Here is a 23,225-nt window from a genome sequence, read left to right as displayed (position 1 = left end):
GTCACTCCATTCCAACGATGCGGCCGATGCCGACGATCCGCCCGACAATCCCGTAGAGCGCGAGGATACAGGTCAGAAGCAGGACGCCGAGCGCGGCGGACATGCCCCAGTTGATCGTCGTGTTGGCATAGAAAGCCACGAAGTAGCTCAGCATCTGGTCCGATGCACCGCCGACGAGCGTGGGCGTGACGTAGTAGCCGGCGGAGATGATGAAGGTGAGAAGGCATCCCGCGCCGACACCCGGCAGCGTGAGCGGCAAATAGACCCGAAGAAACGTCGTGACGGGTCCGGCGCCGAGCGAAGCGGAGGCTTTGACATAAGACGGCGAGATGCCCTTCATGACGCTGACTAGCGGCAACACCATGAATGGCAGCAGGATATGCACCATCGCGATGTAGAGGCCGGTCCGGTTGAAGACGAGCTCGAGCGGCGCGTTCGTGATGTTCAGCGCCTGAAGCAGGCGGTTCACCACGCCTTCCTTCTGCAGGATGACGATCCAGGCGCTTGTCCGCACCAGGAGCGACGTCCAGAAGGGCAGAAGCACGCAGGCCAGCATGATCGCCGAGAATCGACCGCCGATGGCGACGATGGCATTGGCGATCGGATAGGCGACGAAGAGGCAGATCACCGTGACCAACGCACTGATCGTCAAAGTCCGCATCAGCGTCGACAGGAAAAGCCGCTCCTCCCGCGGTGCCATCTGCACGCCGCCGTTCTCCCCGGGGCGCAGGTCGACGGCCGAGAGCAGGTAGAAGGCTGTCAGCGGTGCGCCATTGCGCTGGATGACCCGCCAATAGGCAGGGTTGTCCCAGTTCCCATCGATGGCGAGCAACTGGATCCTGGCGGATTTCTCCGGCGCCGCGCGGACCGTTCGGACCGTTTTTGCAAGAAGGCTCCGGAATCCGGTGATCTCGTAATTCAGCCGGCGACCAGCCTCCGCCATGGTCTTCGGATCGGCGCTCGCGCGGATGTCAGCAGCCAGCGCGTCGAAGGCCGCATCGGGCGGCGTGCCCGTCCCGTCCCAATCCTCCAGCGAGGCGAGCGTCATTGGAAAGGCATTGCGGACCTCGGGATTGTTGATGGCATGGAACAGCATCGTGCCGAGCGGCAGCACGAAGGCGAAGACGATGAAGGCGACGAGAGGCCCGATCAGGAAGAGGCTGCCGATCGTCTGCCGCCGCCTGTCGGCGCGAAAGCCGGTGGCAAGGGCGGACACCCGCCCCTGCTGGCCGTCGACCGCGCCAATGCGCGGCCCCGTGAAAACAGCCGACGTCATTGCGCGCGCCATGTCGCAAATCTCGCCTCGAGCGCCTCGCCGTGGTCGGCCCAGAACTCGGTGTTGAGCGCCACCGCCGTGGCCATGTTCGCCTCGGTCGTCGGAAGATCCTTCGCGATTTCCGGCTTGACGCCGCGAATGGCGGCAAGATTGGTGACGCCATAGGCGATGTGCTGCGGGAACGCTGCCTGGGCACTCTCGGTCGAGGCGAAGGCGACGAACTTCTCCGCATTCTCCCGATTGGGCGAGCCCTTCACGATGCCCCAGTAGTCGATGCCGAAGACCTGACCGTCCCAGAGGAGGGCGAAGTCCTTGCCGGAGGCATTGGCCGCCGCGACGCGGCCGTTGAAGGTCGCCGTGGCGACGACGTCGCCGGCGGCAAGACGCTCGACGGATTCCGCGCCGGTCGCCCACCAGAGGATCGACGGCTTGATCTCGTCGAGCTTGGCGAAAGCGCGATCCTGGCCCTCGTCCGTGGCAAGCACCTCATAGACCTTGTCCTTGGCAACGCCGTCGGCAAGGAGGGCGATTTCGAGCGTCATCTTCGCCGTCTGGCGAAACCCGCGCTTGCCGGGCCATTTCTCGACATTCCAAAGGTCTGCCCAGTTCTTCGGCCCATCCACCAGTTTCACCTTGTCGTAGCTCGCCACCATCGACCAGACGAAGGCGCCGACGCCGCAATCGCTATAGGCTTCGGGAATGAAGTCCTCCCGTTTGCCGATCCTGCTCCAGTCAAGCTCCTCGAAAAGCCCCTCGGCGCAACCGGATAGAAGCGTGTTCTGCTCCACCTGCATGACGTCCCAGGAGACGCTGCCGCTGTCGACCATGGCGCGCACCTTGGCCATCTGCCCGGAATAGGAATCTTCCGTAAGCGCCACGCCGGACGACGCCGCGAAGGGCTCGAAGAAGGCCTTGCGCTCGGCATCCTGCAGGACGCCGCCGGCACCGACGACAGTCAATTTGCCGGCATCGGCAAAAGCGGCGGGTGCACCCGCCAGGGCGGCGAGCAAGCCCAGTCCGCCGAAAAACCCACGATAGGTCATGACATCCTCCCTTATTGTGCGACCCAGCGGTTGAAGCGCTGCTGAAGTTCTTCTTCGTGATCCACCCAGAACGGCGTGCTGACGGCAAGCGCGCCCGCCATGTTTTCCTCGGCGGTCGGAAGCTGCGGCTTGATGTCGGCGGAGATGCTGTCCATCGCCTTGGCATTGGTCACGCCGTAGACCATCTTCTCGGCAAAGGCCTTCTGCGGGTCGGGGCTCGTCATGAAGTTGACGATGTCGAACGCCTGGTCCCTGTTGCCGCCCTTCGGGATGGCCCAGAAGTCCATTGCATAGAGCTGGTTGGTCCAGGACATCGTGAAATGCCGTCCCTGCTGGTTTGCGGCGATGACGCGCCCGTTATAGGCCGAGGTCATCGTCACCTCGCCGGAGGCCAGCCATTCCATCGGCTGCGCGCCACTCTCCCACCACTGAATGCTCGGCTTGATCTCGTCGAGCTTGGCAAAGGCGCGGTCCTGTCCTTCCTTCGTCGCCAGGACGGCGTAAAGCTCCTCCGGCTTTACGCCGTCGGCGAGCAGGGCGACTTCGAGCGTCATGCGCGCCTGTTTGCGCAGGCCGCGCTTTCCCGGCCATTTCTCGAGGTTCCAGAAATCCGCCCAGGACGTGACACCGCTCGTCTTGTCGCCGTCATAGGCGAGGATCTTCGACCAGACGAAGGCGCCGACGCCGCAATCGGACTTGGCCGCCGCGATGATCTCGGCGCTGTTCGGCAGACTGGCCCAATCGAAAGGCTCCAGCAGACCCTGGTCGCAGGCCAGGATCATCTCGTTTTCGTCCATCTGCACGACATCCCAGGTCGTCGTGCCGGTCTCGACCATGGCCTTCACCTTGGCAATGCCACCCGTATAGGATTCCTCCAGAAGCGGCGTGCCGACCTTGTTCCGGTAAGGCTCGAAGAGCGTTTGCCGCATCGCCTCCTGCGTCGCGCCACCGAAGCCGACGACGGTCAGGTCGCGGGACAGCGCTGGAGATGCGACGACGAGTGCAGCACTCGCCATCATCGCAAAAAACCGAGTTCTCATGGGTTCCCCTTTTATCTTTGAGAGCAGGTTTGAAAGATCAGGCCGCGACCGAACGCGCGAGGCCGGCCATGGTCGTGTCGATGAGCTCGAGCGTGTCGTTAAGGACGGCGCGATCGTGACTCAGCGAGAGGTAGAGGCGTTTGAGCTGGAGCGGCTGGAAGACCTGCCGGCCGGCGATCAGGGCCCGCCGGAAGCGCATGTCCAGATCGTTGTCGTTGCGCAGGAGGTCGGAGTAGTCGCGGAACGCGCCGTCGAAGAAGTAGACGAGCCAGACCGAACCGAAACCGGCGGCCTGCGCCTTCAGGCCGTGCCGCGCGATGATGCCGTCTATCTCGCCGCGCAGATACGCGCCAAGTTCAAACAGCCGCTCGTAGACCCCCGGCCTGGCCAGTTCCTCGATCGTCGCCTTGACGGCCGCCATCGAGGACGGCGTGCCGTTGAACGTGCCGCCCATGAAGACGGCGCCCTCGCCCGTCCGGCCAACCCGCTCCATGATCTCGCGCCGGCCGGCGACGATGCCGATCGGATAACCGCTCGTGGCGGCCTTGCCGAAGGTCGAAAGATCGGGCGTGACGCCGACGATCGACTGGTAGCCGCCGAGCGCGTGCCGGAAACCGGTGATCACCTCGTCAAAGATGAGGACGACACCGTGCTCGGTGGTGATCCGGCGCAGGTCGGACAGGAACTGCTTCTCGGCAATGACCGCGCCCATATTGTGCGCGATCGGCTCGACGATGATCGCCGCAACCTCGCCGGGGTTCTGGCGGATGTAGTCCTCGACGGCACCGGCATCGTTATAGGGCAGGATGGCGGTGTGGCGGGCGGCATCAAACAGCATGCCGTCGGACATCGGATCGTAGGAGCCGATCATCTGGCGGCTCGACTGACCGTTCATGGCGACGTAATCATGCCAGCCATGGTAGCCGCCCTGGAACTTGATGATCTGCTTGCGCCCGGTGTAGGCCCGGGCGAGACGCAGGGCATGGTAGGTTGCCTCCGAGCCGCTGCTGCAAAACGCCACCTGGTCGGCGCAGGGGATCGCGTTCACGAGCAGTTCGGCCACCTCGACCTCCAGCTCCAGCACGCCGGCCCCGATCAGGTCGAGGTTTTCGGCCGTCTTGGCAATCGCGGCAGCGACGGCGGGCGGACGATGGCCGAGCACATTGGCCCCGAAGGCGCAGTGATAATCGGTGTAGCGGTTGCCATCGGCATCATAGAGATAGGCTCCCTCGGCCCTGGCGAAGGCGATCGGCGCGCCGAGGCGTCGGCTGGGACTCAACAGGCCGCCGGGTATGACGGTTTGCGCGCGCGCGGCGATCGTTTCGTTGTTCGTCGACATCGGCATTCTCCTTACGCAATGTTCTCGAGCGCCACGGCCCGGATGCCGTCGCCGTCCAGGCGGTAGTGCCTGTAGAGATGGGTGGGGGGTGCGATCAGGCTGTATTCGTCGCGGATGCCGTGCCGGACGAGACGGGCGCCCCTGCCCTTTTCGGCCAGCACTTCCGCAACGGCTCCGCCGAGGCCGCCGAGGATGTTGTGCTCCTCGACCGTCAGGATTATTTTCGAACGAGCGGAGGCCTCGATGATCGCATCCTCGTCGAGCGGCTTGATCGAATGCATGTCGATCAGACCGACGGAATGGCCTGCGGCATTCAGTTCCTCCATCGCGCGCTTGGCGCCATGCACCGGGTAACCCGCTGCGATGATTGTGATGTCCTTGCCGATGCCGTGTACGATCGCCTTGCCGAGTTCGAATGCGACGCCGTCCTCGTAGACGACCGGATCGTGCCCACGGTGGATGCGGAAATAGATGGGGAGCGGATAGTCGACGGTCGCCCTGAGGGCCGCATCGAGCGCCGGCCCATCCGCCGTCGAGACAACCGCAAGGTTGGCAATGCTGCGCATGATGGCAATGTCTTCGGTCGCATGATGGGACGTTCCGTAAAAGCCGAGCGAGATGCCGGTGTGATGCCCGATCAGGCGGACCGGCTGCTTGCAATAGGCGACATCCATGCGGATCTGCTCGCAGCACAAAAGCGCAAGGAACGAGGCGAAGGTCGCCACATAGGGAATGACGCCTGTCGTCGCCATGCCGGCGGCGGCCGAGACCATGTTCTGCTCGGAAATGCCGAACTGCACGAAGCGCTCCGGATAGCGCTGGGCGAAACCGGAAAGGCCGTTCGAATATTGCAGGTCCGCCGTGCCCGCCATGACGGGATGGCCGGCGTCGGCAAGGGCGATGAGCGCATTCGACAGCGTGGGGAGCGAGGGTGCGCGGCGGTTGATCTCGCGGTACTGCCACGAGTCCTTGGAAAGCAGTTGGGTCATTGGGAAATTACCGTGTTCAGGATCGTTTCGCGGGCCTTGGCCTCATCTTCCGCACCGAGATAGCCGAGATGCCAGCCGGGTTCGGTTTCCATGTAGTCGATGCCCTTGCCCTTCACGGTGCGGGCGATGATGCAGCACGGCTTTGTACGGGCACGGTCGGCCTTTGCGGCGCGCAGCAGCGTCGTCAGCGCCTCAAGGTCATGGCCGTCGACGGTGTGAACCTCCCAGCCGAAGGCGCGCCATTTCTCATCAAGCGGTTCTATCGCTATGACATCGTCGACCTTGCCATCGAGCTGGTAGCCGTTGCGATCGACGATGGCGATCAGGTTGGAGAGATTGTGCGAGGCGGCGGACAAGGCGGCTTCCCAGACCTGGCCCTCCTGCATTTCCCCGTCGCCAAGCAGGACAAAGGCATTGAAATCACGCTGCTGGAAGCGCGCGCCAAGCAGCATGCCGACGCCGTTCGACAGGGCATGACCGATAGACCCGGAGCTGAAATCGACGCCCGGGACCTTCGTCATATCAGGGTGATCGCCGAGGGGGCTGCCGAGCCGCGTATAGCTTTCAAGCCATGCGGGATCGAAGAAGCCGAGATCAGCGAGAATGGGGAAAAGGCCAACGGCCGCATGTCCCTTGCCCATCAGGAAGCGGTCCCGGTCGGCAAAGGCCGGCTCGCCCTTTCGGAGCCGCATCACATCGTAATAGAGCGCTGCAAAGATCTCCGCACAGGAAAAGACCGAGGTGTAGTGGCCCACCTTGGCGATCGAGATCAACCGAAGCGTCTCGAGCCTGATGAAGCGCGCGCGCTCCTGAAGGAAGGCAAGCTGTTCTCCGGACAATAGTTCATGGCTGCGCGCCACCGAAAGATGGCCGCCTGGGTTCTGTCGCATTGACAAGGATCTGCTCCCGCTGCTTGTAACTTATAAGTTATAAGATATAGGAAAACAGCGGCTATGCAACAGGTTTTTGATCCCCGTTTCGATGGAGACCCACTTCTAGCGGACTCCGGCTTATGGGAAGCAGCGCAGTCTCCGCCAGCGCTATGAAGCGATGTCAGAACGGACTTTCAAAAACGGCGTGGTTTTCCAAGGCAGCGAGGAAGGCGCGGATCTCGGACGAGGCCCTTTGCAAGGATTGAGCAAGTCGCACGCGGACAGGCTGATGATGGCGGCGTGTTCAAGAAGCGGCTCGACGACAACCTGCATCGTTCGATCGTTTTGGCAAACGCCGTTAAGTACTGGATGTTCGCCTATCTGCTCGGCCCGTGTCGTGATCAAAGTGAGGGGTGCCGTTTGCTCGCCGCGACGAAAACGGACAAACAATCGCACTGAGTTGTAGCCTTATATGCGTAAATGGAAATATACTGAGTTCCCAAGTCCAACGGAAAGAAGGACGAGAGCGTGCACGAACGTAGCGTCGAAGATGCCCCCAAGGGCACGAACTCCACGGCCGAACTCCAACACCTTGCGCAAAAACTTGCGGATCTGGCCGAACAGATTAAGACGATCGCTGCGACCCCAATCGGGGAGACCGTCTACCCGCACGAAAAAAACGAGATGTCTCGGCAGACATCGGTCGAGTAGCATCGACTGCGCCGCGCGACCCAAAGGCGCCGCATACGCTCTGCACAGGTCGCAGAAAATTTTGTTCGCCGAGATCGTTCAAAATCACTCGTTTGCGCTATGGCGATTGCCCCAATGGGTTTCGAATCCGCTTCCGTCCCCACCGTTAAACAAGCGAGCTCGTTATTTAACAAAATGGCTATTTAGTTTATTAAGCCGACCGTCAACGCGGCTCTGGATCACCTCCAGAAACTCGGGATCGTTCAAGCCGTTGCGGACCGGTTGGTGCGGCTTTGGGAACGTGGCGAGTGTGCTCGCCCCGACTATGAGGACGTCTGGATGAGTTTCTGATGGAGCGACCAGTTGCTGAGAGCATGAATTGCAGTTGGCGTCGCGCAAGGCGTTGCATGCCGCGGGAAGTTGGAATTCATGCAAGCGTTGACCTGAAAGCGCCGCCGTCGAGCAGGATATTCTGGCCGACAATGTAGCCCGCATACTGGCTGCAAAGAAATGCCGCGGTGGCGCCGAACTCCTCAATGGTGCCGAAGCGCCCGGTCGGATTCTCCGCATGCGCCTCCCGCCGCGCCTGTTCAATCGAGATGCCCTTCATTTCTGCCCTTCGCTGGAGAAGCACGGTTACACGATCGGTCTCATGCGACCCCGGCAGGAGGTTGTTGATCGTTACGCCATGTTTCGCGACTTGCCTTGCCGTCCCTGCTACGAAACCGGTCAGGCCGCTGCGCGACGCGTTGGACAGGCCCAACTCCGGGATCGGTGACTTTACTGACGCGGAGGTGATGTTGACGACGCGCCCCCAGCTCCTGTCGATCATGCCGGGCAGAACCGCTTTCATCAGCATGATCGGGGTCAGCATGTTGGCGTTCAATGCGTTCAACCATTCATTCGTCTCCCAATCAGACCACAGCCCGGGCGGCGGTCCTCCTGCATTGGTCACGAGGATGTCGGCTTTCGGTTCCGCTTCGAGAAGCTTTTGCCGTCCCTCTGCGGTCGTTACGTCGGCGACCACGGCATTGACTTCGGCATTTGTCAGCTCGCGAAGCTCCTTCGCGGCGGTCTCCAACGTTTCCCGGCTACGACCGTTGAGGGTAACGATCACGCCCGCCTCCGCGAGCTTCTGCGCCACGCCTCTGCCCAGCCCTTTCGAACTCGCGCAGACGATCGCGCGCTTGCCCCTTATTCCCAGATCCATCGCAGTTCCCTCCTTCTATCGGATCGCATCTTTTGCGATTTGTTCAACCGCATGGACAAGGCCATCGACCTCTGCCGCAGTATTGAAGTAACTGACCGAGGCTCGGGCTATTTCCTGTAGACCACGCGCGGTCATGTCGAAGGGCGTGTAGGCTATGCCGTTTGCCCCGATTGAGATGCTTTTCTCAGCTAGCCTGCTTCTCACAACCGATGCAGAAACTCCCTCCACGGTGAAAGAGACGAGGCCTGACTTTTTTGCGCCGAGGTCGCGCACCTCGACCCCCGGAATGCGCTTCAACCCTTCCCGAAGCTGGGTTGCCAGGAGGGCGATGCGGGCCTGGATCGCCTCGACACCCAACTCTAAAGCCAGCGCGATCGCCGCGCCGAGCCCCAGGAGCAGTGATATAGGCGCCTCGGACGTTTCGAACAGGCGAGCGTCTTTCCTCAGCTCGACTTTTCCATTCACCAGAGGGCCGGAGCTCACATCGACGAAACCGGGATCGAGCTTCTCAAGGAACCTAGAGCGAACGTAGACGAGAGCCGTTCCGCGCGGCCCCCTGACGTATTTCCTGCCGGCCGCCTTGAGAACATCGCAACCTATCCTCGACACATCGATGGGGAGCTGACCAAGTGCCTGCCCGGCATCCACGAAGTATGGGATGCCAGCCGCGTTGGCTACCCGCCCGATGGCTTCGGCGTCGTTTATCAATCCCCCATTGGCAGGAAGCCATGTCAGCGAGATCAGGCGCACCTTGTCGTCGATCATTGTGGAAAGAGCGTTCGGATCGACACTGCCGTCTTCCCTGCAGGGAATGATCTCGATGCTGGCCCCGGCACGGCTTGCCGCACGCTGCATCGATGCGACGTTGCCGCCCCATTCCTGTCGGCCAACGAGAATGCGGTCGCCCGACCCCAGCGGTGGCAACGCGGCAAACACGTTCCCCCAAAGGGCAGACCCCGATCCACCGAACGCAACCTCGCCTTCCTCGGCACCGATGAATTTGGCAGCGTTGGCACGAAGCATCGCGAGCTCGTCCGCAATCAATGCGGCGGCTTCCATCGGACCGCGCGTCGATTCCAGCATCAGGTGGTTGATAATTGCCTTGGTGACGCGCTTTGGAGGGAGCGAAGCGCCGGCGTGATTGAAGTGCCTCCGCTCGGCGCAGCCGGGTGTGTCGTTGCGCAGGCTGTCGATTTTTGCGTCGCTCAGCACCTGGTCGGCTCCAGTTCCACAACCGCATCGATCTCGACGGCTGCCCCGGAGGGAAGCGAACTGACACCAATGGCGGCCCTCGTGTGCTGCCCGGCTTCGCCGAACACCGCAACCATCAGGTCCGAGGCACCGTTTGCAACCTTTGACTGATCCTTGAACGCGCTCGTTGCCGCGACGAATACGCCGAGCTTCACGATGCGACGGACAGACGAAAGCGAACCGTCTGTTTTGGCGGCGATCAATCCCAAAACGTTGAGGGCTGCGATACGTGCCGCTTGCACGCCCTCATCGTTAGAGATGTCGGCACCCAGGGTGCCCGCAATGATCTCACCATCCGGTGCCCTGCTGATCTGACCGGAAATGAACAGGAGGTTGCCCGTGCGGACGACCGAAATGTAGTTCGCAGCCGGAGAGGTCGGTGCGGGCAGTTCCAGGCCAAGAGTGGCCAGTTTGTCACGGATGGATATCGTCATCGCGTTCTCCTTTTCTTTCTTGCTTCATGGAAGAAATCCGAGGAGCCCGCCAATTCAAAGCTTTGCGCCCTGCGATCGAATTCGTTAATGTCAGCCGTCATTCATCCGCGAGGCATCGGCACGTTGCGCAGTTCCCCACTCCTCCCACCCCTTTCCGCGGCCAGGGTCTTTCAGGTGGTCGCAAACCGGGGGAGCTTCCGATTGGCCGGCGAGGAACTGCTCATCACGCAAAGCGCGGTGAGCCACCACATCAAGCAGCTCGAGAATGCTCTGGGTACTCCGCTCTTTCGTCGCAAGAGCAAGAGCATAGAGCTGACAGAGGCAGGCACGATGTTTCTTGCCACCGTTGACGAGGCCTTCACGGTGCTGTCGGAGGGCACCGCAAGGGTGCGCTCGCGATCCGGGCAGACCAGCTTGCGTGTGAGCTTGCTCCCCTCTTTCGCCGCGAACTGGCTGGTCAACAGACTTGGCGGGTTCCTCAAGAGCCACCCGGCGATCGAACTCGACTTGGATCCGACCCTGCGCATTGTCGATGTCTCGCGCGGAGAAGCGGATATCGCGGTCCGATTTGGCGATTTTGGCGCGAGCAAACAGTTCTGCGTGCACCTTGCAAACGAAGATCTGTTTCCGGTGTTGAGCCCGGCGCTATACGGAGACGGCTCCCAGTTTCAATCCGCCCTGGATCTTCTCGGCCACGAGATATTGCAGGCCAAGAGCGGCCTTGAGTGGCAGCTGTGGTCGCAGGCGGCCGGATTTCCGCTTGAGAAGGCCAGGCAGACCCGCCTGACTGACTACAATATTGTCTTGCAAGCCGCCCTCGATGGTCAGGGTGTCGCCATGGGGCGCGGCCTTCTTGTTCGCGAGCACATTCGAGCCGGGCGGCTGGTCAGGCCCTTGTCGGCGTCCTTGAACTCACAGAAGGCAGCCTACTGGGCAGCCTTCGACCCGCTTTCGAAGAAACTTCCAGCGATAGAAGCGTTTGTCGGCTGGTTGAAAAACGAGATGACCCGATCGGCGTAGAAAGCGTGCGGCTCCTTCCAGTTGCTACATTATGCGATTTTACACCGCCTCCGATCTCGTCGAGCGGCTCGTGTTCTCCTTCACCCGCAAAGAGGCGGCTTGCGGTCAGACCATGGCCGCGCCCTTTCAAGTTGGCCAGCGAGTTGGAACAATGTTGCCTCATCGCCGAAGCGGCCGACGAAGTGCATGCCGATCGGCAAACCACCATCCGTCCAGAAAAGCGGTACCGACATTGCAGGCTGTCCGGTCACGTTGAACACCGGCGTCCAAGGCATAAAGGCGAACGTGTCTGCGGCAAGACGTTCAGCAATCCCGAGCCTTCGAAGCAACCAACCGGCCTTGGCGCGGCCGATCGCGCGGATGATCGTCTTCTCCCAAGGCGAAGGCTGAAGCGCCCCGATCGGCGGGGGCAAGCGCGAAAGCACCGGCGTCATGAGCGCGTCATGGGTCTCGAAAAAGGAACTGACGCCGCGCGCTGCCAGCTTGAGGTAGCGCAGGGCCTTTGCAAGATCGCCAGCGGAGAAAGCCTGCCCAAGCAGGCCCATGCCGATCGTGGAGGCGTCGAAATCCTCGACCCTAATCGGAACACCGGCCGCTCTGGCCGCGTCTTCCATGTCCACGCGCATTTCCGCGGCGAGCACGGTGAGAAATGACAGTGAGAATGCCTCCGCGTCGACGTGGGGCGCTGCCTCGACGATCTCGTGACCAAGCTCGGCCAACAGCCTTGCTGCGTCAGCGAACGCGGCAAGGACCTCCGGTTCGACTGTACCACCGAGCATCGGCGCTGAGGAAACCGCGATTCGTAGTTTCCGGGCCGGCTCTCGGACGGCGTCGAGGAAGGAGCCCGAGAAGCGCGGCAGATAGTGCGGCGCCCCCACGTCGGCCCCCTGGACGTGGTCGAGCAGAGCGGCCGAGTCGCGCACCGACCGCGTCAGGACATGCTCGACGGCGAAACCCGACCAGGGCTCTCCGATATGGGGACCAGACGGGGTGCGGCCGCGCGTCGGTTTCATCCCGAAGACCCCACAGGCCGATGCCGGGATCCTGATCGAGCCGCCACCGTCTCCCCCGGAGGCGAGCGGCACGATGCGAGCTGCGACTGCCGCTCCCGAGCCGCCGCTGGAGCCGCCCGGCGTGCGCTCAAGGTCCCATGGGTTCCGAGCCGGGCCGAAGGTTTCGGATTCTGTATAAGGGGTCAGCCCGAACTCAGGGGTGTTGGTCTTGCCGAGGATGATCAACCCCGCCTTCTTCCAGCGCTTCACGATTTCCGAATCGCCGCCGGCGGCAAGCTTCGCCCAGTGGCGGTTGCCATGAGACGTGGGCACACCCTCAACAACCGACAGCAGGTCTTTCATCAGAAATGGAACACCTGCGAAAGGCGCACTGATATCCACATCGGACGCTGCACTCCGCGCCCGATCGAACATGGTGAGAACAACGGCGTTGAGAACCGGATTGCGAGCCTCGATCCTTGCGATTGCCGTCTCTACCAGCTCAAGAGCCGACACGGACCCGGCCTTCACCAGTTCCGCCAATCCGAAACAATCCAGATCGTCGTACTCAACCAGCATGAACTTCCCCTCGAGTTCCACTCGCGATTCTATTCCGAAAACTCCGGTTCGAGAAAGCCCGGGGTATCTCTCGCCAACCAAGCAGACTATCGGGGTACCGAAGCGGCTGGCTGGGAAGCCGAGCCAGATGTTCGGCTGCTGCAACGAAGAGCCGCGGGCGTGCGGGCCAGGAAAGCTTCGACCGACAACGCGATAGGTGCCAGGCACACGCCATGCGCGATTGCCGTAAGGACCGGCGCTGGGTATGGTCGAACCGCTAAATGCAACCAATCAGCTGACGAGGATGATTATGGCCACCGGTACTGTTAAGTTTTTCAACCAGGACAAGGGTTTTGGTTTTATCACGCCCGACAACGGTGGACCGGACGTCTTTGTCCATGTGTCGGCGCTGGAAGGCGCGACATCACTGCGCGACGGTCAAAAGGTCAGCTATGAACTTGGTCAGGATCGCAAGACCGGAAAGTCGAAGGCCGAAAACGTCAGGTCAGCCTGAACTTCGCTTCCCACACCTTGAGAATTCGCTTCATTGCATTCCCCTACCGGCCCGGCCGCACCAGCGACCGGGCAATGTCGATGATGTCGTCGCGAGACACAGGGCCGGAGGCACTGCCGCCCACGCCTACGCCAAAGGCTCTTTACTGAACCGATCTCACTGCACGACGAAATCAAAACGCCCGAACTTGCCGCCGCCGTTTCTGGTCACATCGAGTACCAGCGCCTCGTGGAAAATCGAGTCGACGGCGTTGCCTGGCTCCCCGGGGAAATAGAGCTGGGTGGTAAGAATTCTGGCGCCCGGCCGCTGCACCTTGACGTGGAAGTGCCGTGTTCGGCCCGGATAAAGACCCGGTACGACGGTGTTGAACCACCAGCGGCCCTCGGCATCGCTGAATTGATGGCCGCGCAGCTTGTAGCCGTCGTTGTCGTAGTTTCCGGTTTCGTCGCAATGCCACAGTTCGACCAGTGCCTTGGCAACCGGCCGGCAGTCCTGTCTCAGCACGTAGCCGGCGAGGGTGATCTTTTCGCCGCCGGGGAGATCGCCGGTGAAATCCTGTTTCTCGGGACTGTTGGGCGTGAAATAGGGACCCTCGGTCTGGGCCGGCGTCAGATCGTCGTCATCTACACAGGACGGGCTCGGCGCGAGTTGCGCCGGAGCGGTCGAGTAGGCATTGATGGGCGCGAGCACTGGCCCGACGGCAAGCAAGGACAAAATTTGTCGACGGGACGGCATCAGCTTTCTCCAGGTTATCGCTGAGTTTGTCGCGGCGGTTTCGGCGGAAATGAGGCACAGCATCTTCCTGGCAGCCTGGCATCGCGCTGGCCCGCACACCGCATTGAACAAATTTCCGTTATCCGCCGTTCGGCCGCTCCGTGGGAATCAGCGCCGTCACCGCAATTTCTGCCGACAACCTGACAATCACAGCTCCTAGTGCTAGTGCAGCGATGTCAGAACCGACTTTCAAAACGGCGTTGCTTTCCAAGGCAGCGAAGAAGTGCGGACCTCCAGCAAGGCCCCTTGCGAGGCGATTGGACAAGTCGCACGCGGACAAAGCTGATGATCTCGGCGGCGTGCCCTCACCCGGCGCTGTAAGCAGACTCAATTTGGTGATCGGTATCTGCGACAGCGCTCGCCTGCAGACAGTGCGAAATCCGACGGCACGTTCGGCATGAGCGGCCATCTGGAAGATGCCTGCTTGTCGTCCCTCAGGGCCGAGGTCGGCAGCCACTGAGGCGCGGCCCATGAGCGACGAAGGGTTGAATTCGGCGAAGAGCCTCAGGCGGGAAAGACAGCTGTGCTTGCTTTCGCCTTAGGCCGTTGAACCCCGGCGCAGTTCATTTACGATACAACCCTGTTCGACTGGGCCCATCAGGAGTCATCGCTCGACTAACAATGTCGATAGATCGTGCTGCGAAAATGTCATCCAGAACTAAGATCAGAGCCGCCCGAGAAGAGGATGCGCCCGTGCTCGGCACGCACGGATCGCTGCTGATGGCGCTTCATCATCAATGGGATCCCAAGCGCTTCCTGGCGACGGGAACCGATACGGAGCTTTCCTATGCTCGCTGGCTTCGAAGTCAGCTTGGAAAACCCGGTGTCGTGCTTCTCGTTGCCGAACAGCAAACGACAACTGTCGGTTACGCCTATGCCTCACTTGAGGGCTATGACTACATGGCGCTCCGAGGACCGGCGGGCGTCATTCACGATCTTTTCGTAGAGCCTGAAAAGCGCAGTCAAGGCATTGGCCGGATGCTCCTCGATGCGGCCATTGCAGAGTTAAAAGCGCGAGGGGCGAACCTGATCGTGCTCTCCACAGCGCATAGGAACGAGGCTGCTCAACGGCTGTTCGCTACAGCAGGCTTTCGCACGACCATGGTCGAGATGACACTCGACGGGCAAGAGTGATCCGGGAGCACCGCCGCCTCGTAATGTTTACCCCATGTGGAGTATGTACGCTCCGGGCGATTCAACGATAACCTCAAGTGAGGAAAGTTTACCGACGTCAGCGCCTATCAGGATTGCGCAACTTCGATCAAACTTGCCCTATTTGGTTGCATACTTGCTTTGCGACAAGAGATTGCTTCGATGAGGGGTTGATGTGCGTAAGTTCGTCATCACTGCGCTGCTTTGTGGATTCGTTTCCACCCAATGGACCATAGCCGCCGCGATGACTTACGAAGAGTGCACAGCAGATGCCCTTCAGCGCGCGAACGGCTGGCACAGCGACTGCATACGAACCTATCCAAATGGCAACGTGGATTGCCGTTCGTACCGCCAACAGATCTACGACGACCATATGAACGAGTGCGCGATGATGCGACCTCGGTCGAACAAATCACCCAAGACGACCAAATCACCTTCCGGATCCACGCGCTCGTCCGACGGTCAACCATCAAAAAAGGTCAATGTCGATCCTGATCCAGACTGGGCTGGAGCGACGAGGGAAAGAATACTCAACGGCAAGCAGGAAAAGCCCATCGCGGTCAATCTGAACCCGAACCGCTTCGCGCCTTACGGATCCTCAAGTTGCGCCCAAATCACACCAAAGCCCAATCGCGGTAAGATCGATTGGGATTTCGTGGTCATCAGGAACGCTTGCTCTTATCCGATCAAGGTTTTGACCTGCTATCATGACAAGGGCCGCGACACAGACTGTGTGCCCAGAAGAGGCGCGCGGGGCTGGGGTCTGTCAGGAGTAATCAAGCCTGGCGGCACCCAAGACAGCATCATGACTAACGTCACGGCAGCTCCCGCCAAGGCCAAAATAGTGGTCTGCGATATGCGGGAGAAAAGCGATCTACTTTGTACGCTACCCTAGTATTTGCGCGCCGACCCTGCAGCGACCACTAACACCACACAGGACGCATACTCTGCAATGATCCGCAAAGCCTCAGCCCTCAATGGTATTCGTCTGATCTCGATCGCATCCGTGCTGATGGCACTGCCAGCTATTGATGTACATGGCCAACCCGCGCAAATAGGACCGGATGAACTGACCAAGCCTGCCGCTCGACAGGAGCCACCGGGTGATGCCATGGCGGCGTGCGATCTGCTTTCCGCAGATCCTGCTGACAAACAAAAACCCGCTACGATAAAAGGGGAAGCGAAGGTTTCGGTAACCGCTGTGCCACCCTGTATTGTTGCTGTCGAGAACGACCCGCAAAACGCCAGATTGAACTATCAGGCGGGCAGAGCCTTATATGAAGCCGGAGATCACTCCAGGGCCTTCTACTATTTTGACCGGGCCCATACGCTCGGAAGCGCGCGTGCGACCGTCCGTATGGCTGACGCGTACATGTCGGGTTCGGGTACGGTGAAAGATCAAGAAAAAGCGGTTGAGATCTACAAACTCGCCGCGATCCAGGGCGATGCTCATGCCGCCTTGCAGATTGGCAGGTATTTTATGGAAGAGCCTTCAAGGAATCTGGACCAGGCAGTCCACTGGATATCTGGCGTGGAAACCGCAGAAAGCTTTCTCCTATTGGGCGACGTGTATCGCGTGGGATATGAGAACGATGCGATTGCTCTCAAATGGTATCTAAAAGCCGCCGAATTAAAAGAGCATGCTGCCTACAAGCGCCTGGGCGACGCCTACTACGACGGCATGGGCGCCCCTCAAGACCGAGCCGAAGCCGTGAAATGGTACCAGCTCGCATCCGAACAGTTCCCAGAAGTGTGTCTGCGAATTGCCGGTCACTACCAAGTTGAAGGCAATGTAGGTGAGACGATCAAATGGCTGGAACGTGGCGTGTCACGCGGTGATGCCACGTCGGCCGAGGCGCTGGCAAGGATCTACAGATTCTCAAAAACCACCGAGAAGAACTTCACCAAGGCGATGTCCTGGTACCAGAAGGCCTTCGAACTCGGCGACGATAGTGCACTTACCTCTATGGGCGAGCTGTATCAGAGCGGCGAGGGCGTGGAGAAGGACATCCAACGTGCGATAGAATACTACCAACAAGCGGTCGAAAAGGGCGAAAAATCTCACTGGCGGGTGGCATACGCCTACGAAAGCTTGTCGCCTCGGGACGACCGCGCTGCATTCGAGTGGCATAAAAAAGGTGCAGAAGCGGGCGACTCGTCGGCAATGAGCACGGTCGCGGAGCGATACCGCGATGGCATGGGCGTTGAGAAAAATCCGAAAGAAGCTCTGGTTTGGTTTAGAAAAGCAGCTGACGCTGGCAATGCCCATGCGATGAACCAACTCGGCCTGCTATACGGCTCAGGAAGTGGCACCAAGCTGAACTACGTCGAGGCCGGCCGCTGGTATGAGAAGGCTGGGGCAGCGGGAGAACAATGGGGCAATTCAAACCTTGCCATCCTTTTTGCGCGGGGAATGGGAGTGAAGAAAGACACGTGGCTGGCGGTGGATCTTCAGGAACTTGCGATGGCTGAAAGTGACGATGTGTGCAGCACGTTCAAAACTAACTGGAACGAATGGCCTCGAGATTTCCTGAAGGCGCTTCAATCGAGACTCGCTCACCTCTACGCCTACAAAGGACCGGTCGACGGGAAATTTGGAACGGGTTCACTAGCAGCCGTCGATGCTATGTGCCAGGAGCGGGTGACTGCGGTGCAATGAAATCGGTGCAGGTGGAGGCACTTTTCTTTTCTGAGTTCTTGTGTAGGTTGTTCTGAAATACAACTTCCCGAGTTTCCTGCCGCCTATGCTCATTGATCTACACAAACTCGATCGAGCGCTGGACCGGACCCTTGAGGCCGCGTTCAATCCGGCGATTTGGCCGGAGATCCTTCAGGGCGTTGCAGATGCAACCAGCGCATTCGGGGTCAACATTGTGCCCGTCAAAGGACGATTCCCGGGTGGTCTAATCTCAACCGACAGCCTGCTGCCTGCACTCGAAGGATATTTTGACGGCGGCTGGGACAAGAAAGAATGGCGAACCCGTGGGTTTCCCATTCTGGCTGCCCGAGGGACGGTTCTCGAGCAGCACTACACCTCCAGAACCCAATTCGAGACCGAGGAATACTATCGCGCCCAGTCCAAGTTCGGTCTGGGGCGGACTTGCATCGTCGGCTTCAACGGCGGAGACGACCTCACATGCTTCGTGCTGCATCGAAAGATGGACGAGGATCCTTTCGACACTGAGCATGAGAGTATTTTCGGATTGATGCGCGACAGGCTGATGGTCTCGACGACCATCATGAAGAACATGTCGGCATCCAAGGTAGAAGGGATGGTCGAAGCGTTCGACAAGGCTACGATTGGGGCTGTGTTCTTCAACAGGCATGGCAAGGTGACAGCGATCAATGCTGAGGCCTCCAAGAGCATGGGAAGTCACCTGACCGTCTTTCAAAACGAGCTCCGCACCGGCAAGAGTGAGCAAACCGCCAAGATTCGAAAGCGTATGCAAGCTGTGCTCGGGACTGGTTGGCTGCAGCCCCAGGACAACCAGCCAATCTTGATTGAAAGAGAACACCAAAGACCGCTACTTCTTCGGATTCAACGGCTTGGCGGCGCTATTCCGGATGTCTTCAGCCATTCAGTCGGCGTATGTCTGATTGAAGATCTCAATCCGCGTTCCAAAACAGATCCTGCCGTGCTTTCCCAAGTGCTCGGCTTGACCAAAGCAGAGGCTACATTGGCCATGAGCTTGGCCGGGGGACTCTCGCTACAGCAATCGGCGACGGCTAGATCGATTAGCTACGAAACGGCGAGGACACATCTTCGATCGATCTTCGACAAGACCGGAACGCACCGCCAGACTGAGCTAATTGCTCTGATCAACGCCGTGTCGGGTAATGCTAAAGCGGATTGATTGAGTAAATTTTCCACCGTCGATCATGGTGAGTCGCCGACATCGCCTCATCCGTACGCCGATCGATGTGCAGAGTACTGCGTCGTCCAACTGCCCTGACGCCTGTCCGAGATATGGTCGCCGGTCCAGTTCTATGAATCTTTGAGATGTAGGCGATGGGGTGGCCCCCCGCGTTCTAATCCGCAAACCAATCACCAGCAGCGGCCGACAGCCGCCAGACAGTGCTGCAAGGCGCCCCTTTGTAGATCGAACCGAAGACATGCCTGAGTGTCGTTTGGAACTTGAACGCAAGAATGCGGCCGTACTTTTCTTGGTTGGCATTTAATTTGAGATTCTGTGGGCTGAGAATCTCAGAGTAAGTGCAACTGCGAAGATCTCCGCGACTTGCGCTCGCGGTTCGTCGCCACCTCTAGCGCCGGGTCAAGCTTCCCGTGATGACGGCCGCGTCATCGACACCGCGATATCCAAGGCTGTTCGGCCCGTTCCTTGTCAGCGTGATGTGCATGGTCCCCAGTTCGTTGGTATAGCTGTAGCTGAGCGCATTACCGTTAATCGTTCCAACGATTTCCTCACGGGAACCGTCTCGAGGGAAGTATGTGAACCCAGAAGCACGATTTCCGCTGACGCTTTTGATCGTCACCTCGACCGGTCCGCGAAAAACGAGGATTCCCGCCGACCCGGACCAATGACCCCGAAAGAACTCGGGTCCGGATGCAGAATCTCGTCCGGCATCCGCTGGTACCTCGGCATATCGGGTGCATCGCTCGATTTGAATGTTCTTCCTGGTAATCGGCTTCGCGTCGAAGAGGCTCTCGTGGGCGGAGCTACTGTTCTTCAGCACTGTCGAATGCGGTGTGTTGTCCAGGTAGTATTCCACCTTGGAACACGACGCAGCCGAGCTGCGTACTGTTATCTCCGCGGAATAGCTCGGCTTGGACCCGCCAATCTTATCCAGTGTTATGCGGCCCCTGCAACTCCCGATCGGCTTCTGAAAGTCGCACTCCGCAGCCAAGGAAGGCCCGGCGGAAAAAGCTGTAGAGGAGATGGCAAAAGCTGCGAGTATTGTCTGCACCGAGTTCATTCGCTGTCCCTTATGAGGTCTCCGTGTGCCACCGCATCCGTCAAGCCGGATCACGAGGCTGGCCGCACGGATAGCTTTAGTGAGCGTGGGGGGTATCATGTTCAAGCGTCATTGAACGCTGCAGGCATTACGCTTCCAGTCGTCGTAGGAACAGACTCTGTACGAAATGTCGTATGTCGCTGGAGTTGCTGTGACTTCCTGGCTTCCGGAGCGAAGCGGTCCGACCGTTCCTTTCCCGAGATAGTCACTCGTGTATCCGATCATCACCGGCGCGTTGCAGCCATTGTAGAAGCCGTGATTGTTGCCAATTCTCACTACTTCGACGCACTGCGCGCTCGCCGTGGCAGGTGCAAGCAACATTGCGCCCAGGATAAGATGTATGCGTTTCATGTGTTCCTCCATGCCCGAAATTGCGAATGCTGAACCGCGAACGTCGACTCCCCATCCTCTATTGAAGTCGGTTGTGTTCTCGCAGCGTTTAAAACGTCCCAAATCTACGTCATCGACAGCAGGCTCCGCCTCACTCATTTGGAGGAGAGCGTGCAGGCTGTTGTCTGTGCCTGAAGCCAGCGACGCCGAGAGGGTGCCCATCGCCGTGGGGCATTAGAAGCCGACGCCGCCCTCGAGGCTTTCGCTGCGAACGGCAAGGCCCTCATGTTGTTGAGCCCGTGTGAACAGGTCTGCGCAGGACGCGCGGACCGCGATTTCCTGCACGGTAACACCGATCGCATCGGCAGCCCTCAGGGCGAGGTCATTGGCGAACCGCAGAATTTGCTGCCGGCGAGGGAACCGGGCTTTCGCGGTTCGGGCCGAGAGGGCCAGCCGAGTTTTAAGACACCTGAACGGACGCCTCTCCTCCAAACGTAGGATGTGACTTCTGCGATATCTGCATCGCGCCCCTTGTTTCCAGGCGCACCCTGGAGAACATAAAGTCCTACCTCTCCAGCTTGATCCTTTACCGCAAACATCCGCCGGCGCGCGTGTGCACCGCGACCCCTTCGAGCCGATCATGTCCGTGCTTGAGTCTGACAGACCGCTCGCCGAGTACCGCAAGATCACCGATGAAATCATCCCGCGCATGCCGGATCAGGATCGCTACCCGCGGTCGGCGGCCGAAGCGGTTCGATCCTTCCTCATGCTGCGCCTTTGCCTCCATCTCGGTCTGCGCCAGAAGAACCTCACGCAACTGCTTGTTTGCCCACGGGGGCATTTCCCGACGTCAGAGCGTCGTCTTGAAGACATGAAGCGTGGTGAGATCCGCTGGTGCGATCGCGATAGCGGTTGGGAAGTTCTGATCCCCTCCAACGCCTTCAAAGAATGCGAACTCCTCATTCTTCGGTTCGAAGCCGTTCCGTCTGGTGCGTCCGAACCTGCAAGGTCTCTAGGGGAAGCAGCGTAGTCTCCCAACTTTTTCCGGCAACTTGATAGTTGTAGCACCTGGTGCTATATAAAGCGATGTCAGAACGGACTTTCAAAACGGCCTGGTTTTCCAAGGCAGCGAAGAAGGCGCGGATCCCCGACAAGGCCCTTTGCAGGGCGATTGAGCAATTCGCGCGCGGACAGGCTGACGATCTCGGTGGCGGCGTGTTCAAGAAGCGGCTCAACGGCAACCTGCATCGTTCGATCGTTCTGGCAAAAGCCGGTGAGTACTGGGTGTTCGCCTATCTGTTCGCGAAGAAGGACCCGCGCAAACATCGATGACGACGAGCTCCTGGCCTTTCGGAAGCTTGCCGAACTCTATCGGCGAAAGACGCAGGCCGAGCTTGACGCCGAAATCGAGACCGGCGCCCTACTGGAGATTTGCAATGACGACTAAGCGCAAGTTCAAGAGCGATGCCTTTGAGGCGATCCATAGCGCCGTTGAAGGCATGTATGCGGCAGGCACCATCGATAAGGAAACCATGAAGACCTTTGATGAGACTTGCTTGTCCATCCCGCAGGAGCTGACGCCAAGCGAGATCAAGGCTCTGCGCGAGAACAATCATGTCAGCCAGCCAGTCTTCGCCCGCTACCTGAACACCAGCGAGTCGACAGTGCAAAAATGGGAAACGGGCGCGAAGCGGCCGAGTGGCCCCGCATTGAAGCTGCTCTCGATCGTCCGGAAACACGGCCTAGAGATACTGTCCTAGCGACACATTGGCACTGGCGGCGCAGTGTAAAGACGCGACTGTCAAGGTTGGTGGCACCTCACCAAAACCCGCGCATCTTCCGGTTCGCCTTCTGGCTCTGCATTCTGTTGAACTCTACCTGGATGCGCTCCTGCTTGCCAAATGGCTCGACCACAAAACGATCTGCAGCTTTCAATAGGATCTTGGCGAGCGGTCCAGGATAGCCATCGATGCTGGGCTCGTGCTGCGCAAACGCACGGTGGCCCACTTGGTAGCCCTCTCCTCCACCAGAGAAAATGACACCATCATGTATGGCCCAACGCCGGCTGCCATGTTCTCCCAGGTGAACCGGGTGATGGCGACACTCGACGAAATCTTGGAGAAGGTGCGAAGGGTGTTGCGGCCCGTCTCGTAATCAAGGTCTGGGTGCGGTTTGGCTCGCCGCGACAAAATCGGAAAAATAATCGCGATACGTTGTAGCCTTATATGCAGACATGGAAATATACTGAACTCCCAAGTCCAACGGAAAGAAGGACGAGAGCGTGCACGAACGTAGCGTAGAAGATGCCCCAAAGGGCACGAACTCCGCGGCCGAGCTTCAACACCTTGCACAAAAGCTTGCGGCTCTGGCCGAACAGATCAAGACGATCACGGCGACCCCCATCGGCGAAACCGTCAACCTGCACAAAAGCATCAAGATGCCTCGGAAGCGATCGCTCGAGTAGTACAGAAGCGCCACGCTGCCGCGCCATCCTCCGCACAAGCCTCAGCCGACTTTGCACCCCAAAATCGTTCGAAATCAATCGTTTGAGGTATGGCGATCGTCCCGACTTGCACTTAGAACCTGGCGCACGGTGGCAGCCGTCGGGATATTCGATGTGCCGGTACGAGGCGCCGCGCTCAAATATCCCACGCGCGCTCACCGATCGTTCAGGTCGTCGGCCTTTGCTCGCCCGCAGGCTTTGAGGCAGGGTTCCTGCCCTGCCTAGGGAGACAGACCGGAAGGCTCAGTTTCCGGTGGACCATTT

Annotated in this window: 22 protein-coding genes and 3 pseudogenes; 11 read left to right on the top strand and 14 right to left on the bottom strand. The window is 59.7% G+C overall.

All coding sequences use genetic code 11. From position 1 onward, the window contains the following. Window position 1 precedes the first annotated feature (1 nt). Genes C1A35_RS24860 through C1A35_RS24835 form a run of 6 tightly spaced genes read right to left on the bottom strand, consistent with a single transcriptional unit; the run spans window position 2 to window position 6,577 of the window. The gene (locus C1A35_RS24860) at window positions 2-1,276 is read right to left on the bottom strand and encodes an ABC transporter permease (protein ID WP_104667100.1); all 1,275 of its coding nucleotides are present in this window, start codon (window positions 1,274-1,276) and stop codon (window positions 2-4) included. Further along, window positions 1,273-2,319 carry an ABC transporter substrate-binding protein gene (locus C1A35_RS24855; protein ID WP_104666943.1) on the bottom strand — a complete coding sequence of 349 codons (1,047 nt, stop codon included), beginning with the start codon at window positions 2,317-2,319 and terminating at the stop codon, window positions 1,273-1,275. The genes C1A35_RS24860 and C1A35_RS24855 overlap by 4 nt, the downstream gene beginning before the upstream one ends. A gap of 11 nt (window positions 2,320-2,330) precedes the next feature. After that, window positions 2,331-3,359 (bottom strand): polyamine ABC transporter substrate-binding protein, encoded by a 1,029-nt coding sequence (locus C1A35_RS24850; RefSeq protein WP_104666942.1) that lies wholly within the window; start codon window positions 3,357-3,359, stop codon window positions 2,331-2,333. Window positions 3,360-3,396: 37 nt separating this feature from the next. After that, the gene (locus C1A35_RS24845; RefSeq protein ID WP_104666941.1) at window positions 3,397-4,698 is read right to left on the bottom strand and encodes an aspartate aminotransferase family protein; all 1,302 of its coding nucleotides are present in this window, start codon (window positions 4,696-4,698) and stop codon (window positions 3,397-3,399) included. A gap of 11 nt (window positions 4,699-4,709) precedes the next feature. Beyond that, window positions 4,710-5,687, bottom strand: a complete 978-nt coding sequence (locus C1A35_RS24840; RefSeq protein ID WP_104666940.1) for a transketolase family protein — start codon at window positions 5,685-5,687, stop codon at window positions 4,710-4,712. Then, window positions 5,684-6,577 (bottom strand): transketolase, encoded by an 894-nt coding sequence (locus C1A35_RS24835; RefSeq protein WP_104666939.1) that lies wholly within the window; start codon window positions 6,575-6,577, stop codon window positions 5,684-5,686. The genes C1A35_RS24840 and C1A35_RS24835 overlap by 4 nt, the downstream gene beginning before the upstream one ends. Before the next feature lie 160 nt (window positions 6,578-6,737). Here C1A35_RS24835 and C1A35_RS37215 point away from each other — a divergent pair. Further along, window positions 6,738-7,018: pseudogene (locus C1A35_RS37215) on the top strand (type II toxin-antitoxin system RelE/ParE family toxin). Window positions 7,019-7,676: 658 nt separating this feature from the next. Here C1A35_RS37215 and C1A35_RS24820 read toward each other — a convergent pair. Genes C1A35_RS24820 through C1A35_RS24810 form a run of 3 tightly spaced genes read right to left on the bottom strand, consistent with a single transcriptional unit; the run spans window position 7,677 to window position 10,144 of the window. Beyond that, window positions 7,677-8,459 (bottom strand): SDR family oxidoreductase, encoded by a 783-nt coding sequence (locus C1A35_RS24820; protein ID WP_104666937.1) that lies wholly within the window; start codon window positions 8,457-8,459, stop codon window positions 7,677-7,679. Window positions 8,460-8,474: 15 nt separating this feature from the next. Then, window positions 8,475-9,671 carry an aminotransferase class V-fold PLP-dependent enzyme gene (locus C1A35_RS24815; protein ID WP_234822992.1) on the bottom strand — a complete coding sequence of 399 codons (1,197 nt, stop codon included), beginning with the start codon at window positions 9,669-9,671 and terminating at the stop codon, window positions 8,475-8,477. After that, window positions 9,665-10,144 (bottom strand): RidA family protein, encoded by a 480-nt coding sequence (locus tag C1A35_RS24810; RefSeq protein ID WP_104666936.1) that lies wholly within the window; start codon window positions 10,142-10,144, stop codon window positions 9,665-9,667. Before C1A35_RS24810 ends, C1A35_RS24815 begins: the two co-directional genes overlap by 7 nt. Window positions 10,145-10,231: 87 nt before the next feature. Between C1A35_RS24810 and C1A35_RS24805 the strand changes: the two genes are divergently transcribed. After that, window positions 10,232-11,164, top strand: coding sequence for a LysR substrate-binding domain-containing protein (locus C1A35_RS24805; protein ID WP_272939268.1), 933 nt, complete (start codon window positions 10,232-10,234; stop codon window positions 11,162-11,164). Between the two features lie 80 nt (window positions 11,165-11,244). Here the strand turns inward: C1A35_RS24805 and C1A35_RS24800 are convergent, their stop codons facing one another. Beyond that, on the bottom strand, window positions 11,245-12,879 hold the full coding sequence (locus tag C1A35_RS24800) for an amidase (RefSeq protein ID WP_234822990.1): 1,635 nt from the start codon (window positions 12,877-12,879) through the stop codon (window positions 11,245-11,247). A 145-nt stretch (window positions 12,880-13,024) separates the two neighbouring features. Here C1A35_RS24800 and C1A35_RS24795 point away from each other — a divergent pair, with 145 nt between their 5' ends. After that, the gene (locus tag C1A35_RS24795; protein WP_034791723.1) at window positions 13,025-13,228 is read left to right on the top strand and encodes a cold-shock protein; all 204 of its coding nucleotides are present in this window, start codon (window positions 13,025-13,027) and stop codon (window positions 13,226-13,228) included. Between the two features lie 156 nt (window positions 13,229-13,384). Here the strand turns inward: C1A35_RS24795 and C1A35_RS24790 are convergent, their stop codons facing one another. Further along, window positions 13,385-14,026, bottom strand: a complete 642-nt coding sequence (locus tag C1A35_RS24790; RefSeq protein WP_440271562.1) for a dioxygenase family protein — start codon at window positions 14,024-14,026, stop codon at window positions 13,385-13,387. Window positions 14,027-14,695: 669 nt separating this feature from the next. Here C1A35_RS24790 and C1A35_RS24780 point away from each other — a divergent pair. The 4 genes from C1A35_RS24780 (at window position 14,696) to C1A35_RS24770 (ending at window position 19,008) form a co-directional block, all read left to right on the top strand. Continuing rightward, a complete protein-coding gene (locus C1A35_RS24780) occupies window positions 14,696-15,136 on the top strand; it encodes a GNAT family N-acetyltransferase (protein ID WP_234822989.1) in 441 nt (146 codons plus the stop codon). Window positions 15,137-15,329: 193 nt separating this feature from the next. Next, on the top strand, window positions 15,330-16,049 hold the full coding sequence (locus C1A35_RS36055) for a hypothetical protein (RefSeq protein WP_158665156.1): 720 nt from the start codon (window positions 15,330-15,332) through the stop codon (window positions 16,047-16,049). A gap of 57 nt (window positions 16,050-16,106) precedes the next feature. Further along, entirely contained in the window at window positions 16,107-17,813 is a 1,707-nt protein-coding gene (locus tag C1A35_RS24775; protein ID WP_158665155.1) for an SEL1-like repeat protein, read from the top strand. Between the two features lie 85 nt (window positions 17,814-17,898). Next, a complete protein-coding gene (locus tag C1A35_RS24770; RefSeq protein ID WP_104666932.1) occupies window positions 17,899-19,008 on the top strand; it encodes a helix-turn-helix transcriptional regulator in 1,110 nt (369 codons plus the stop codon). 409 nt (window positions 19,009-19,417) lie between these two features. Here C1A35_RS24770 and C1A35_RS24765 read toward each other — a convergent pair whose 3' ends face one another. Further along, window positions 19,418-20,089: a hypothetical protein gene (locus tag C1A35_RS24765; protein WP_104666931.1), complete on the bottom strand. Its 672-nt coding sequence runs from the start codon at window positions 20,087-20,089 to the stop codon at window positions 19,418-19,420. 108 nt (window positions 20,090-20,197) lie between these two features. Beyond that, the gene (locus C1A35_RS36050; RefSeq protein WP_158665154.1) at window positions 20,198-20,479 is read right to left on the bottom strand and encodes a hypothetical protein; all 282 of its coding nucleotides are present in this window, start codon (window positions 20,477-20,479) and stop codon (window positions 20,198-20,200) included. A 589-nt stretch (window positions 20,480-21,068) separates the two neighbouring features. Here C1A35_RS36050 and C1A35_RS24750 point away from each other — a divergent pair. The 3 genes and pseudogenes from C1A35_RS24750 to C1A35_RS24740 all read left to right on the top strand — a co-directional run. Continuing rightward, window positions 21,069-21,471 (top strand): annotated as a pseudogene (locus tag C1A35_RS24750) (hypothetical protein); the annotation flags it as partial. Between the two features lie 73 nt (window positions 21,472-21,544). Then, window positions 21,545-21,905 (top strand): annotated as a pseudogene (locus C1A35_RS24745) (type II toxin-antitoxin system RelE/ParE family toxin). Then, window positions 21,895-22,218: a helix-turn-helix domain-containing protein gene (locus tag C1A35_RS24740; RefSeq protein ID WP_104666928.1), complete on the top strand. Its 324-nt coding sequence runs from the start codon at window positions 21,895-21,897 to the stop codon at window positions 22,216-22,218. Before C1A35_RS24745 ends, C1A35_RS24740 begins: the two are co-directional and overlap by 11 nt. Window positions 22,219-22,276: 58 nt before the next feature. On the opposite strand, the gene C1A35_RS24735 is transcribed toward C1A35_RS24740, so the two are convergent. Beyond that, window positions 22,277-22,465: a hypothetical protein gene (locus C1A35_RS24735; RefSeq protein WP_104666927.1), complete on the bottom strand. Its 189-nt coding sequence runs from the start codon at window positions 22,463-22,465 to the stop codon at window positions 22,277-22,279. Between the two features lie 274 nt (window positions 22,466-22,739). Here C1A35_RS24735 and C1A35_RS24730 point away from each other — a divergent pair, with 274 nt between their 5' ends. After that, window positions 22,740-22,922 (top strand): hypothetical protein, encoded by a 183-nt coding sequence (locus C1A35_RS24730; protein WP_104666926.1) that lies wholly within the window; start codon window positions 22,740-22,742, stop codon window positions 22,920-22,922. The last annotated feature ends 303 nt before the right edge of the window (window positions 22,923-23,225 follow it).

The sequence above is a fragment of the Ensifer adhaerens genome (assembly GCF_002940685.1).
Taxonomy (GTDB): Bacteria; Pseudomonadota; Alphaproteobacteria; order Rhizobiales; family Rhizobiaceae; genus Ensifer; species Ensifer adhaerens_E.
Note: the sequence above shows the minus strand (reverse complement) of the source record. Positions and strands in the feature narration are given on the sequence as shown.

What these genes read in the sequence shown, in the direction of transcription:
- C1A35_RS24860 (WP_104667100.1), bottom strand. Translation starts at nt 1,276, where the DNA reads ATGACGTCGGCTGTTTTCACGGGGCCGCGCATTGGCGCGGTCGACGGC.
- C1A35_RS24855 (WP_104666943.1), bottom strand. Translation starts at nt 2,319, where the DNA reads ATGACCTATCGTGGGTTTTTCGGCGGACTGGGCTTGCTCGCCGCCCTG.
- C1A35_RS24850 (WP_104666942.1), bottom strand. Translation starts at nt 3,359, where the DNA reads ATGAGAACTCGGTTTTTTGCGATGATGGCGAGTGCTGCACTCGTCGTC.
- C1A35_RS24845 (WP_104666941.1), bottom strand. Translation starts at nt 4,698, where the DNA reads ATGTCGACGAACAACGAAACGATCGCCGCGCGCGCGCAAACCGTCATA.
- C1A35_RS24840 (WP_104666940.1), bottom strand. Translation starts at nt 5,687, where the DNA reads ATGACCCAACTGCTTTCCAAGGACTCGTGGCAGTACCGCGAGATCAAC.
- C1A35_RS24835 (WP_104666939.1), bottom strand. Translation starts at nt 6,577, where the DNA reads ATGCGACAGAACCCAGGCGGCCATCTTTCGGTGGCGCGCAGCCATGAA.
- C1A35_RS24820 (WP_104666937.1), bottom strand. Translation starts at nt 8,459, where the DNA reads ATGGATCTGGGAATAAGGGGCAAGCGCGCGATCGTCTGCGCGAGTTCG.
- C1A35_RS24810 (WP_104666936.1), bottom strand. Translation starts at nt 10,144, where the DNA reads ATGACGATATCCATCCGTGACAAACTGGCCACTCTTGGCCTGGAACTG.
- C1A35_RS24805 (WP_272939268.1), top strand. Translation starts at nt 10,232, where the DNA reads ATGTCAGCCGTCATTCATCCGCGAGGCATCGGCACGTTGCGCAGTTCC.
- C1A35_RS24795 (WP_034791723.1), top strand. Translation starts at nt 13,025, where the DNA reads ATGGCCACCGGTACTGTTAAGTTTTTCAACCAGGACAAGGGTTTTGGT.
- C1A35_RS24790 (WP_440271562.1), bottom strand. Translation starts at nt 14,026, where the DNA reads ATGCTGTGCCTCATTTCCGCCGAAACCGCCGCGACAAACTCAGCGATA.
- C1A35_RS24775 (WP_158665155.1), top strand. Translation starts at nt 16,107, where the DNA reads ATGATCCGCAAAGCCTCAGCCCTCAATGGTATTCGTCTGATCTCGATC.
- C1A35_RS24770 (WP_104666932.1), top strand. Translation starts at nt 17,899, where the DNA reads ATGCTCATTGATCTACACAAACTCGATCGAGCGCTGGACCGGACCCTT.
- C1A35_RS24765 (WP_104666931.1), bottom strand. Translation starts at nt 20,089, where the DNA reads ATGAACTCGGTGCAGACAATACTCGCAGCTTTTGCCATCTCCTCTACA.
- C1A35_RS36050 (WP_158665154.1), bottom strand. Translation starts at nt 20,479, where the DNA reads ATGAAACGCATACATCTTATCCTGGGCGCAATGTTGCTTGCACCTGCC.
- C1A35_RS24740 (WP_104666928.1), top strand. Translation starts at nt 21,895, where the DNA reads ATGACGACTAAGCGCAAGTTCAAGAGCGATGCCTTTGAGGCGATCCAT.